Source organism: Methylobacterium sp. C1, from assembly GCF_001854385.1.
GTDB lineage: Bacteria > Pseudomonadota > Alphaproteobacteria > Rhizobiales > Beijerinckiaceae > Methylobacterium > Methylobacterium radiotolerans.
Map to the genome: position 1 here is coordinate 2,179,226 of NZ_CP017640.1, position 12,432 is coordinate 2,191,657.

Sequence of the window (12,432 nt, forward strand, 5' to 3'; positions counted from 1 at the left end):
CCATGCTGTAGGAGACCGGCCCGGGACCGCTCATGGAGATTGGCAGCAGACCATGAAGATCAGCGCGCGCAACGTTCTCAAGGGCACGGTCGTCTCGGTGGACAAGGGGGCGACCACCTCCCACGTGAGGATCGAGATCAGCCCCGGCCAAGTGGTCACCGCCTCGATCACCAACGAGGCCGTCGAGTCCCTCAAGCTCGTCGCCGGCGGTCCCGCCTACGCGGTGATCAAGGCCTCCGACGTCATGGTCGCCGTCGACTGACGACGCCCATCCACCACGCTCCGGGCTCCGGCGGGGGCCGGCCGCCTTCGCGCCGCCGCCGCCGCCGGATAGGATGAGTCCGGACAAGGAGTTCCGCGCGTGCAGAAGACCGTGCTCGGCATCGAGACCACCTGCGATGAGACCGCCGCCGCCGTGGTGTCGATCGACGAGGACGGTGTCGCTCAGATCCGCGCCAACGAGGTGCTCAGTCAGATCGCCGAGCACGCGGCCTACGGCGGCGTCGTGCCGGAGATCGCCGCCCGCGCCCATGTCGAGGTGCTCGACCGGCTGATCGCCCGCGCCCTCGACCGCGCCGGGACCGGCTTCCGGGACCTCGACGGCATCGCGGTGGCGGCCGGGCCGGGGCTGATCGGCGGCGTGCTGGTCGGCCTCGTCACCGCCAAGACCCTGGCGCTCGTGACCCGCAAGCCCCTGCTCGCCGTCAACCACCTCGAGGCCCACGCCCTCACGGCGCGGCTCACCGACGGCATCGCCTTCCCCTACCTGCTGCTCCTGGTCTCGGGCGGCCACACCCAGCTCGTGGCCGTGCGCGGCGTCGGCGACTACGTGCGCCTCGGCTCCACCGTCGACGACGCCATCGGCGAGGCCTTCGACAAGGTCGCCAAGCTCCTGGGCCTCGGCTATCCCGGCGGCCCCGAGGTCGAGCGCGCGGCCGAGGCCGGCGATCCCGAGCGCTTCGCCCTGCCCCGGCCGATGCTCGGCCGCCGCGAGGCCGACTTCTCCCTCTCGGGCCTCAAGACCGCCGTGCGGATCGAGGCCGAGCGGATCGCCCCGCTGGCCGAGCGCGACGTCGCCGATCTCTGCGCGAGCTTCCAGGCCGCCGTGGTCGACGTGGTGGTGGACCGCGCCCGGGTCGCCCTGCGCGCCTTCTCGGACGTGGCCGGACGGCCCACCGCCCTGGTGGCGGCCGGCGGCGTGGCGGCCAACGGTGCCGTCCGGCGGGCGCTGGCGTCCCTGGCCGGCGAGGCGGGCCTGAGCTTCGTGGCCCCGCCCCTGCCGCTCTGCGGCGACAACGGCGCGATGATCGCCTGGGCCGGGCTGGAGCGCCTGCGCCTCGGGCTGGTGGACGACCTCACCGCCCCGGCCCGGCCGCGCTGGCCGCTGGCGGCCGCCCCGGCCCGCGCGGCGGTCCCGGCCGGATGAGCGCGGCGGACCGGCGCGCCCACTGGCGGGACCTGGTGGAGCGCCGCCTGCCCGGGGCCGCCCGGCCGGGCTGGCCGGTGCGGCTCGACCATTGCTTCGCCCGCATCCTCCTGGACCACGCCTGCGGCGGCGCGTGGCGCGACCACGTCCGCCCGCCCGCCCACGCCACCATGCCCCTCGCGCAGCTGGAGCTGGCGATCGCGCTCGGCGAGGCGGTGCTCGCGGGTCGCGCGGATCTCGCCCTCCTCAACCGCCGCTCGCTCGCGTGGCGCGGCAAGATCGCCCTCGCGCCGGTGCCAGCGGCTCTCCGCGACGGCGACCTGATCCTGCGCCGCTGGCGCTCGGAGGACGCGGCGCCGTTCGCGGCGCTCAACGCCGATCCGGCGGTGATGGCCCACTTTCCGCGGACCCGGACCGCGACGGAGAGCGAGGCCGAGGCCGGCCTCCTCGACCGCCGCTTCGTGGCGGACGGGTTCGGCCCCTGGGCCCTGGAGCGCGCGGGCCGGTTCGTCGGCTTCGCCGGCGCGATGCGGATCCTGCGCCCCCTGCCCTTCCCGGGCGGTGACCGGCCCGGTTCGACGGTCGAGCTGGCCTGGCGCCTCGCGCGGGATTCCTGGGGCCTGGGGCTCGCCACGCGCGCCGCGCGGCTCGCCCGCGCCGACCTCGCCGGGCGCTGCGGGATCCGGGACGTCGTGGCCTTCACGGCGGCCGGCAACGGCCGCTCCCGCGCCGTGATGGAGCGCCTCGGCATGCGCTTGGCCGGGACATTCCCGCATCCGGCGGTGCCGGAAGGGCCGCTGCGCGACCACGTGCTCTACCGGCTGGACTGCGCGGACAGGGAGGAAGCGGCATGAGCGCCGAGACCCCGATCAACGTCGTCGGCGGCGGTGCCTGGGGCACGGCGCTGGCCAACGCCGCCGCCGGGGCCGGCCATCCCGTCACCCTCTGGCTGCGCGACGCCGGGGCCGCCGCCGCCCTCCAGGCCCAGCGGGAGAATCCGCGCTACCTGCCGGGCGTGCCCCTCCACCCGGCGATCCGGGCGACGGGCGAGTCCGCGGACCTCGCGGGTGCGCGGGCGACGCTCCTGGTCGTGCCTGCCCAGACCGTGCGCGGCGTACTGGAATCCCTGCGCGGGCCCCTGGCGACGGCCGGGCCAGTCATCCTCTGCGCCAAGGGGATCGAGCGCGGCAGCGACAGCTTCATGAGCGCGGTGGCCGAGCAGGTCCTGCCGTCGGGAACGCCCGTGGCGGTCCTGTCCGGCCCGAGCTTCGCCATCGACGTCGCCCGCGGCCTGCCCACGGCCGTGACCCTGGCGGCGGCCGATGCCGGCCGCGCCGCCGCCCTGAGCGCCCTGCTGTCGGGACCGAGCTTCCGCCTCTACCACACCGACGACGTGCGCGGCGTCGAGATCGGCGGTGCCGGCAAGAACGTGCTCGCCATCGCCTGCGGGATCGTGGCCGGGCGCGGGCTCGGCGAGAGCGCCCGGGCGGCGCTGATCGCCCGGGCCTTCGCCGAGCTGATGCGCTTCGCGCGCCCCTTCGGCGGCCGGCCCGAGACCCTGATGGGGCTCTCCGGCCTCGGCGACCTCGTGCTCACCGCCTCCTCGCCGCAATCGCGCAACTTCGCCTTCGGCCAGCGCCTCGGCGCCGGGGCGAGCCCGGCCGAGGCCGCGGGCGGCAAGCTCGCCGAGGGGGCGTTCACGGCCGCGGCGCTCGCCGGGCTGGCCGCCGCCAAGGGCATCGAGATGCCGGTCGCGGCGGCCGTCGCCGCCATCGTGGCCGGCACGGCCAGCGTCGACGACGTGATCGCCGGCCTGCTGGCCCGGCCGCTGCGCGGGGAGACCGACTGAGCGCCTGCCCCGGTCCGCAACCCCTTCACGCCGCCGAGGCCGCCGGCCCCGGCGGGACGCCGCGGGCGTCGCCGTGGGTGTGGGTCGAGAAGCGCGCGATCGGTGCCGGCCGGCCCAGCAGGTAGCCCTGGGCGAGGTGGCACTGCTCGTCGGCCAGGAAGGACAGCTCCTCGGCGGTCTCCACGCCCTCCGCCACCACGGCGAGCCCGAGGCCGCGCCCCAGCCCCAGGACGGAGCGCACGATCGCGGCTCCCTGCGGGTTGCTGTGGACCGCCTTGATGAACGAGCCGTCGATCTTGATCCGGTCGAACGGGAAGGAGCGCAGGTTCGACAGCGACGAGTAGCCGGTGCCGAAATCGTCCATGGCGATGTGCACGCCGAGCGCCTTGAGCTGGCGCAGGGTGAGGAGCGCCCGGGCCGGGTCCCGGATCAGCGCGGTCTCGGTGATCTCGATCTCCAGGCGCTCGGCCTTCAGGCCGGATTCGTACAGGGTGCCGTGGACGAACTGGACGAAGAGCGGATTGTGGAGCTGCACCGCCGAGACGTTGACGGCGATCGCCAGCGGGTTCGGCCAGCCGGCCGCCGCCCGGCAGGCTTCCCGCAGCACCCAGGCGCCGATCTCCAGGATCGCCCCGGTCTCCTCGGCGATCGGCACGAACACGGCCGGGGAGATGCTGCCCCGTTCGGGATGGCGCCAGCGCAGCAGCGCCTCGAAGCCCGTGATCGCGCCGGACTCGATCTGGGTCTGCGGCTGGTAGACGAGTTCCAGCTCGCCCTTCGCCACAGCGTGGCGGAGGTCGTGCTCGAGCTGGCGCCGGTCGCGGATCTGCGCGCCCATGCTGGCGTCGTAGCGCCGGCAGGTGCCGCGCCCCTCGTTCTTGGCCCGGTAGAGGGCGGCGTCGGCGTGGCTCAGCAGCGCGCGCTGGTCCGCGGCGTCGTCGGGATAGACCGCGATGCCGATGCTGGTGGCGATCACCGGGCCGGAGGCGGCCGGCACCGCCGCCAGGGTGGCGAGGATCCGCTCGGCCAGCCGCTCGGCGGATCCGTCCGCCTGCGGCGTCAGGATCGCGAACTCGTCGCCGCCGAGGCGCGCCATCAGCTGCCGGGGATCGAGCAGGCCGCCGACCCGGAGCGCGAGGTCGCGCAGCATCGCGTCGCCGGCCGCGTGGCCGAACAGGTCGTTGACCTCCTTGAAACGGTCGAGGTCGAGGCACAGCACCGCGAGCCGGCCGCCCAGGGCGTCGGCGGTGCGCATCTCGCGCTCGAGCCGCGCGTGGAAGCTCGTGCGGTTGGCGAGGCCGGTGAGCGCGTCGTGGTGGGCGAGATAGTGGATCTCGCTCTCGGCCCGGCGCCGGGCGCGCAGGTCGCGCACCGCCACGGCGTGGTGCGGCAGCCGCCCGTAGTCGGCGACCGGGCGCATGATCACCTCGACCGGGATGGGGGCGCCCCCTGCCGGGACGAGCTCGGTTTCCAGGGGCTGGTCGGCCGTCCCGGTCCCGGACACGAGGTCCGGCAGGTAGGCTGTCAGGCTCCGGCCCGTCAGGAGGGCCGCCTCCAGGCCCGCGAGCCGGGCGAAGGCCTCGTTGGCGCTGACGATCTCGCCGCCGCGGCAGACGACGAGGCCCTCCACGGCCGCGTTGGCGAGGCTGCGCAGGCGCTCGCGCTCGAGATCGGCGCGGCGGCGCTCCCGCAGGTCGACCATCAGGGCTGCGCCGGCGAGCAGCAGGATGAAGCAGCTCGCCACCGCCACGGCCGCGGCGAGCCACCCGGTCCGGATCGCGCCGGTGGGGATCGCCACGGTGGGGTCGGGATGGAGGGTCACCGCGCCCATGCCGGTGAAGTGGTGGGCGCAGATCGCCAGGATCAGCAGCGCGACGCCGCCGTACCGACCCCGGACCGTGGTGGCCGACAGGCCGACCACCAGGGCGGCGGCGCCCAGACCCGCGCCGAGGGCGACCGAGACGACGACCAGCGCGGGATTCCAGACGAGGTGTCCCGCCACCTGATAGGCGGCCATGCCGGTGTAGTGCATCGTCGCGATGCCGCCGCCGACCACGGCGCCGCCGAGACCCGCCTGGATCGCCCGGCCGGACGCGGCCAGGGCGAAGCCGAGCCCCGTGATCGCGACGGCGTCCACGTAGGAGAGGAGCGTCAGCCCGACGCCGTAGCCCGAGGGCAGCCCCGGCTCGAAGGCGAGCATCGCCAGGAAATGCGTCGCCCAGATCCCCGATCCGCCGGCGGCGGCGGCCACCGCGAGCCAGACGTAGCGGCTGAATCCGCCGGCCCGGCCGGCATGGATGAGCAGCTCGATCGCGGTGGCGCTCGCCAGCGTGCAGACCAGGGCCGCGAGGGCCACCAGCCACAGGTTGTGTTCCCCGACGAAACAACCGACGACTGCGAGCATCTATGCAACCGAGAATTGGTAGTTGATGATTTGTACGGCTATTGGCATGCAGAATTTAATATTTACCCAAGAAATACGATAGAAGATCTGCGGCGTTTGACGCGGGTTCTGCTTGGCCGGCGGTGCCGCGCGCGGCCGGGGCCGGGCCGGCCTGTCCCGGAGGGCCGAAGCTGGGCTATGGCGGGGCGCGCCGCCCGACCGGGCGGTCCACTGGGACTTCAGCGATGGCGTACTGGCTGTTCAAATCCGAGCCCGCGACTTGGTCGTGGGATCAGCAGGTCGCGGCCGGGGAGGCCGGCACGTACTGGAACGGCGTGCGCAACCACCTCGCCAAGAAGCAGCTGATGGCCATGCAGGTCGGCGAGCGGGGCTTCTTCTACCACTCGAACGAGGGCAAGGCGGTGGTCGGCATCGTGGCGGTGATCCGCGCCTACTATCCCGACCACACGGACGAGACCGGCCGCTTCGGCATGGTCGACGTCAAGGCCGTGCGGGCGATGCCGAGCCCGGTGACGCTCGAGGCGATCAAGGCCGACCCGGCGCTCGCCGACATGGTGCTGGTCAACAATTCCCGCCTGTCGGTGCAGCCGGTAACCGAGGCCGAGTGGGCGCGGGTCTGCGCGCTCGGCGGTCTCGGCTGAGCCGCGGCGCGCCGCCCGACGGCCGGCTCAGGCCGCGCGGTTGAGGGGGCCGCGCACGGGCCCCATGAATTCCGGCTCGACATCGACCGGCGGCAGCGTGTCCATGACTCGGCTGGCCGGCAGGGTCACCACCACCTCGGTGCCCTCGCGGGGCTTGGAGGACAGCTGGAACTGCCCGCCGTGCAGCTCCACCAGCCCCTTCACGATCGGCAACCCCAGGCCGGAGCCCTGCTCGGCGGTCTTGATCGCGAGCGAGCCGCGCCCGAACGAGGACAGGACCGTGCCGAGCTCGTCCTCGGGGATGCCCGGGCCGCTGTCCTTCACCGACACGTACTGCCCGCCGGAGGCGGTCCAGCCGACCTTCAGCCAGATCTCGCCGCCCGGGGGCGTGAACTTCACGGCGTTCGACAGGAGGTTCAGGACGATCTGGCGCAGCGCCCGCTCGTCGGCCCAGAGCCGCGGCAGCGAGCCGTCGACGAGGTCGTGGAAGGTCTGGTTCTTCGCCTTGGCCCGCAGGCCCATCATGTGGCGGCACTCCTCGACCACGTGGGCGAGCTGCACCGGCTCCTCGTTGAGCTCGTAGCGCCCCGCCTCGATCCGCGACAGGTCGAGGATCTCGTTGATCAGGTTCAGGAGGTGCATCCCGCTGTCGTGGATGTCGTGCGAGTACTCGCGGTAGGACGGCGCCGTGTGGGTGCCGAACACCTCGTTCTTCATCACCTCCGAGAAGCCCAGGATGGCGTTGAGCGGCGTGCGCAGCTCGTGGCTCATCGTGGCCAGGAACCGCGACTTGGCGAGGTTGGCCTCCTCGGCCCGGCGGCGGGCCTCGTCCGAGTTGGCCTTGGCCTGCTCCAGCTCGCCGAACACCGCGTCCTTCTCGGCGCGGGAGCGCAGGGCGCCCACCGTCGAGGTGTAGAGGCGGCGGGACAGGCCGAGGAAGAAGACCTGCGCGCCGCCGGCCATCACCACCAGCATCAGCAGGTCCATCCCGCGGGAGAAGGCCGCGAGCGAGGCGGTGGCGAGGGCCAGCGGCACCAGGGCGGCGACGGCGGCGAGCGGCACCGTCGCGGCCAGCATGGTTGTGACCGCGGAGGCGATGACGAGGCCGAACAGCGCGAAGGTCCAGCCGCCGGTGGTGCCGAGCCCGATCATCGCGGCCCACGACAGGCTCTGCAGCACCTCGCCGACCAGGAAGCGGCGCCGCCAGCGGGCGAGCGGGATCGTCGCCGGGTCGGCGCGGAGGAAGCGCCGGCTCAACGTCGTGTTGAGCGTGATCATGAGGAAGACGCCGAGCGCCCAGGCCGCCGCCACCGGCGGCGCGATCCAGAAGGTCGCCGCCGCGGCCAGCGCCGCCGCGAACCCCGCCAGCGGGATGCCCGCCCCGGCCCGGTACTGGGCGTAGTGGCGCAGCAGCTCGTAGTCGAAGGCCCGCTCAAGTCCGGTCTGCGAGGTCAGCTTCTCGCGGGCCGAGCGGATCTCGCGGGCAACCCCGAGGCGGCGCGCCGCCTCCTCCGTCGAGGGGCCGCGACCGCGCTGGACCATCTCGACGGTGAGATCGGACATGCGCGTCTTGAAACTCGGCTCGAATGCGCGGACGGGCGGCGGTGGCTGGGAAGCACTCCGTGAGGATGGGGCGGATGTGTTAAGAAGCGGCTGCCGACATCCCTGCAATCTTAAGCATCGCGGGCTGTATCGAGACTGTCGTGCCGCCGGATCGGCGTGCGGTGCCGCACATCGTGTCCGGGCCCGCGCTCGCTATTCTGGTGTGCAGGCCCGCTTGCCCGAGCGCGGCCGCACGCCGCGGTCCGGGGCGCCCGGACACGCGCGTCGAGAGAGGGTCGCCGACCATGCCGAATCTCACCGTCAACGGCGTCACGCACGCGATCGACGCCGATCCCGACATGCCCCTGCTCTGGGTGCTGCGCGACCGGCTCGACGTCACCGGCACCAAGTACGGCTGCGGCATCGCGCAGTGCGGCGCCTGCACGGTCCACCTCGACGGCCAGCCGGTCCGCGCCTGCCAGACGCGCCTGGGCGATGTCGGCACAGCGCAGGTCACCACCATCGAGGGCGTGTCGGGCCGGGTGGCCGAGGCCGTCCAGGCGGCCTGGCGCAAGCTCGACGTGGTCCAGTGCGGCTACTGCCAGTCCGGCCAGATCATGTCGGCGATCGGCCTGCTCTCGGGCAACGCCAAGCCGACCGACGCCGACATCGACGGCGCCATGGACGGCAACATCTGCCGCTGCGGCACGTATCAGCGCATCCGCGCGGCGATTCACGAAGCCGCGCGCAGCCTCGCCTGATCCGTCCCGGCGCCCACCTTCCCGCCCTCCCCCGCGGTCCCGACCGGAGCCTCGCCGCCATGCTGAACGCCCGTCGACCGAGCCCCCTGCCCGCCCGCCCCAGCCGCCGCGGCCTGCTGGCCGGCGCCGGCGCCCTCGTGGTCGCGTTCCGGCTCGACCCGAAACCCGCCCGCGCCGCGCCCGGCCCGAACCTCGCCGACGTGAAGGCGCAGCCCAACGCCTTCGTGCGGATCGGCGCCGACGACACCGTCACGGTGGTGATCAAGCACCTCGACATGGGCCAGGGGAACACGACCGGGCTCGCCACGATCCTGGCCGACGAGCTCGGCGCCGACTGGGCGAAGGTCCGCACGGAGTTCGCCCCCGCCGACGCGGCGCTCTACAACAACACCCTGATGGGCCCGATCCAGGGCACCGGCGGCTCGACCGCGGTGGCCAATTCGTGGTTCCAGCTGCGCAAGGCCGGCGCGGCCGCCCGCGAGATGCTGACGGCCGAGGCCGCCTTCCGCTGGAAGGTGCCGGTCGCCGAGATCACGGTCGCCGACAATCTCGTGCGCCACGCCCCGTCCGGCCGGCAGGCCCGGTTCGGGGAGCTCGCGGCCTCGGCGGCCTCCCTGCCGGTGCCGTCCGAGCCGCGGCTCAAGGACCCGAGCGAGTGGACGCTGATCGGCCAGAAGGTGCCGCGCCTCGATTCCGTCGCCAAGACGAACGGCACGGCGGTCTACTCCCTCGACATCCGCCGCCCGAACCAGGTCACCGCGGTCGTGGCCCGGGCGCCGCGCTTCGGCGCCACCGTGAAGAGCTTCGACGCCGCCGCCGCCCGCAAGGTCGCGGGCGTCCTCGACGTGGTGCAGGTGCCGACCGGCGTGGCGGTGATCGCCCGCGACACGTGGTCGGCCATGAAGGGGCGCGAGGCGCTCGCGGTCGCGTGGGACGACAGCACCGCCGAGACCCGCTCGTCCGACGCGATCCTCGCCGAGTACCGCGAGCGGGCCAAGAGTCCCGGCCTCACCGCGTCCGAGCGCGGCGACCCGCAGGCGGCTCTGAAGGGCGCCGCCAAGGTCGTCGAGGCCGAGTTCACCTTCCCCTACCTCGCGCACGCGGCGATGGAGCCGCTCAACGCCACGATCGAGCGGGCGGCCGACGGCGGCTACGACGTCTACGCGGGCTTCCAGTTCCAGACCGTCGAGCAGGCCACCATGGCGGCGATCCTCGGGGTGACGCCCGACCGGGTCCGGCTGCACAGCAACTGGGCCGGCGGCTCCTTCGGCCGCCGGGCGACGCCCACCGCCGACTACCTCGCGGAGGCCGCGACCGTCCTCAAGGCGTCGGGCGAGAAGGCCCCCGTGCACCTCGTCTGGACCCGCGAGGACGACATGGCCGGCGGCTATTACCGCCCGACCGTGCTGCACCGGGTCCGGGCCGGCATCGACGGCAAGGGCGCGGTGGTCGGCTGGGACCACGTCATGGTCGGCAAGTCGATCATGATCGGCTCGCCCTTCGAGGCGATGATCGTGAAGAACGGCGTCGACTCGACCACCGTGGAGGGCGCCTCCGACACCGCCTACGCGCTGCCGGCCTACCGCTTCGGCGTCCATAACGGCCGCGAGGGCGTGCCGGTCCTGTGGTGGCGCTCGGTCGGCCACACCCACACGGCCCACGTGATGGAGGTGATGATCGACGAGCTGGCCCACGCCGCCAACGTCGATCCGGTAGCCTACCGGCTGTCCCTCCTGACCCAGGCGCCGCGGCTCTCCGGCGTGCTCAAGCTCGCCGCCGAGAAGGCCGGCTGGAGCGCCAAGCCGCAGGAGCAGGGGCGCGGCCTCGGGGTGGCGGTCCACGAATCCTTCGGCTCCTACGTCGCCATGGTGGCCGACGTCACGGCGCGCGACGCCGCGATCCGCGTGAACCGGATCGTGGCGGCCGTGGATGTCGGCGTGCCGGTCAACCCGGACGTGATCCGCGCGCAGGTCGAGGGTGCGGTCGGCTTCGCCCTGTCGGCGGTGCTGCGGAACCGCATCACCCTCAAGGAGGGCCACGTGCAGGAGCACAATTTCGACGCCTACGAACCGACCCGGATGAGCGAGATGCCGAAGGTGGAGGTGCACATCGTGCCGAGCCAGGTGGCGCCCACCGGGATCGGCGAGCCGGGCGTACCCGTGCTCGGGCCGTCGATCGCCAACGCGGTCTTCGCCGCGACCGGCCGGCGCCTGCGCTCGCTGCCCCTCGACCTCTCGGGCGTGAAGGGCGCGTGAGGAAACGCACGTTCCGATCGCGCGCTTCGGCGTAGGACGGAGGGGCCTTCCCCCCAAGGCAAGAGACCCGACTGACGACGGCGCGGCGCGACACCGCGCCGTTTCTTTTTCGGGCGCCGCGACGCCATCTCCGGGGCATGCCCGCCTTCGACGACACCGCCGCGCGCCTGCGCGCCTGCCGCCTCTGCCGCGACAGCCCGCTCTACGGGCCGCCCCTGCCCCAGGAGCCCCGCCCGATCGTCCAGGGTTCGGCCACGGCGCGCCTCTGCATCGCCAGCCAGGCGCCCGGCACCCGGGCCCACCGCACGGGACAGCCCTTCACCGACCCGTCCGGGGTGCGGCTGCGCGCCTGGCTCGGCCTCGACGAGGCGCGGTTCTACGATCCCGCCCGGGTGGCCATCGTGCCGATGGGGTCGTGCTTCCCCGGCCTCGACGCCAAGGGCGGCGACCGGCCGCCCCGCCGGGAATGCGCCGAGCGCTGGCGGGCGGAGCTCTTCTCCGGCCTGCCGGAGCTGGAGCTGATCCTGGTGATCGGCCAGTACGCGCAGGGCTGGCATCTCGGGCGGATGGAGGGCGGCCTCACCGGGACGGTGCGGCGCTGGCGGGAGATCCTGGCCGAGCCGCGCCGCCCCCGGGTCCTGCCCCTGCCCCACCCGTCCTGGCGCAACAACGGCTGGCTGAAGCGCGAGCCCTGGTTCGAGGCGGAGCTGCTGCCGGTGCTGCGCGCCGAGGTGGCGCGGGTGATGGCGGGGTGAGGGGCCGTGCCGGCATTGACGTCGCCGGCGTTCCGCGGGATCGCTGCCGCGACCCCCGAAGGACGCGCCGATGACCGAGATTGCCGACCCCCGCGACCGCCTGATCGTGGCCCTCGACCTGCCGAGCGTTCAGGCGGCCGAGGCGCTGATCGACCGGATCGGCGACGCCGCGACCTTCTACAAGATCGGCTACCAGCTCGGCTACGCGGGCGGCCTCGCCCTGGCCGAGCGGCTGGCGGCCCGCGGCCTCAAGGTCTTCCTCGACCTGAAGCTCCACGACATCGGCAACACCGTCGAGGAGGGCGTGCGCTCGGCCTCGGGATCGGGCGCCACCTTCCTCACCGTCCACGCCTACCCGCAGACCATGCGGGCGGCGGTCCGCGGCCGGGGCGCGGGGCTCAGGATCCTCGCCGTGACGGTGCTCACCTCCTACGACGATGCCGACGCCGCGGAGGCCGGCTACGGTCTGCCGGTGGCGGAGCTCGTCGCCAAGCGCGCCGCCCAGGCCGCCGAGATCGGCATCGACGGCCTCGTCTGCTCGGCCGCCGAGGCGGGCTCGGTCCGTCGCATCGTCGGGCCGGACAGGCTGATCGTCACCCCGGGCATCCGCCCGGCGGGCGCCGAGGCCGGCGACCAGAAGCGGGTCATGACGCCGGGCGATGCCCGCAGGGCCGGGATCGACCACGTGGTGGTCGGCCGCCCGATCACCGGCGCCGCCGACCCCCGCGCGGTGGCGCAGGCGATCGTGGCGGACCTCGCCTGACCCGGACAGGGATTGCCTTCGGGCGGGCCGGATCCA

At 73.9% G+C, this 12,432-nt stretch carries 11 protein-coding genes; 9 read left to right on the top strand and 2 right to left on the bottom strand.

Translation table 11 applies throughout. The features are described from left to right. The first annotated feature begins 52 nt into the window (after window positions 1-52). From BKE41_RS10060 to BKE41_RS10075, 4 genes are all read left to right on the top strand, one after another. Window positions 53-262 (top strand): molybdopterin-binding protein, encoded by a 210-nt coding sequence (locus BKE41_RS10060; protein ID WP_012318725.1) that lies wholly within the window; start codon window positions 53-55, stop codon window positions 260-262. 99 nt (window positions 263-361) lie between these two features. Further along, window positions 362-1,426 (top strand): tRNA (adenosine(37)-N6)-threonylcarbamoyltransferase complex transferase subunit TsaD, encoded by a 1,065-nt coding sequence (gene tsaD, locus BKE41_RS10065; RefSeq protein WP_012318726.1) that lies wholly within the window; start codon window positions 362-364, stop codon window positions 1,424-1,426. Beyond that, window positions 1,423-2,280 (top strand): GNAT family protein, encoded by an 858-nt coding sequence (locus tag BKE41_RS10070; protein ID WP_053622455.1) that lies wholly within the window; start codon window positions 1,423-1,425, stop codon window positions 2,278-2,280. Before tsaD ends, BKE41_RS10070 begins: the two co-directional genes overlap by 4 nt. Next, window positions 2,277-3,275 (top strand): NAD(P)H-dependent glycerol-3-phosphate dehydrogenase, encoded by a 999-nt coding sequence (locus BKE41_RS10075; RefSeq protein WP_070999280.1) that lies wholly within the window; start codon window positions 2,277-2,279, stop codon window positions 3,273-3,275. Before BKE41_RS10070 ends, BKE41_RS10075 begins: the two co-directional genes overlap by 4 nt. Before the next feature lie 25 nt (window positions 3,276-3,300). Here BKE41_RS10075 and BKE41_RS10080 read toward each other — a convergent pair whose 3' ends face one another. Continuing rightward, on the bottom strand, window positions 3,301-5,679 hold the full coding sequence (locus BKE41_RS10080; protein ID WP_070999282.1) for an EAL domain-containing protein: 2,379 nt from the start codon (window positions 5,677-5,679) through the stop codon (window positions 3,301-3,303). A 224-nt stretch (window positions 5,680-5,903) separates the two neighbouring features. On the opposite strand from BKE41_RS10080, the gene BKE41_RS10085 reads away from it, so the two are divergent. Next, window positions 5,904-6,320 (top strand): EVE domain-containing protein, encoded by a 417-nt coding sequence (locus BKE41_RS10085; RefSeq protein WP_012318730.1) that lies wholly within the window; start codon window positions 5,904-5,906, stop codon window positions 6,318-6,320. Window positions 6,321-6,347: 27 nt separating this feature from the next. On the opposite strand, the gene BKE41_RS10090 is transcribed toward BKE41_RS10085, so the two are convergent. Next, the gene (locus BKE41_RS10090; protein WP_070999283.1) at window positions 6,348-7,883 is read right to left on the bottom strand and encodes a HAMP domain-containing sensor histidine kinase; all 1,536 of its coding nucleotides are present in this window, start codon (window positions 7,881-7,883) and stop codon (window positions 6,348-6,350) included. Window positions 7,884-8,167: 284 nt separating this feature from the next. On the opposite strand from BKE41_RS10090, the gene BKE41_RS10095 reads away from it, so the two are divergent. From BKE41_RS10095 to pyrF, 4 genes are all read left to right on the top strand, one after another. After that, window positions 8,168-8,623, top strand: coding sequence for a (2Fe-2S)-binding protein (locus BKE41_RS10095; protein ID WP_029361124.1), 456 nt, complete (start codon window positions 8,168-8,170; stop codon window positions 8,621-8,623). 59 nt (window positions 8,624-8,682) lie between these two features. After that, the gene (locus BKE41_RS10100; protein WP_070999285.1) at window positions 8,683-10,878 is read left to right on the top strand and encodes a xanthine dehydrogenase family protein molybdopterin-binding subunit; all 2,196 of its coding nucleotides are present in this window, start codon (window positions 8,683-8,685) and stop codon (window positions 10,876-10,878) included. Between the two features lie 137 nt (window positions 10,879-11,015). Further along, window positions 11,016-11,633 carry a uracil-DNA glycosylase family protein gene (locus BKE41_RS10105; protein ID WP_012318734.1) on the top strand — a complete coding sequence of 206 codons (618 nt, stop codon included), beginning with the start codon at window positions 11,016-11,018 and terminating at the stop codon, window positions 11,631-11,633. A gap of 70 nt (window positions 11,634-11,703) precedes the next feature. Further along, the gene (gene pyrF / locus BKE41_RS10110; protein WP_012318735.1) at window positions 11,704-12,396 is read left to right on the top strand and encodes an orotidine-5'-phosphate decarboxylase; all 693 of its coding nucleotides are present in this window, start codon (window positions 11,704-11,706) and stop codon (window positions 12,394-12,396) included. Window positions 12,397-12,432 lie beyond the last annotated feature (36 nt).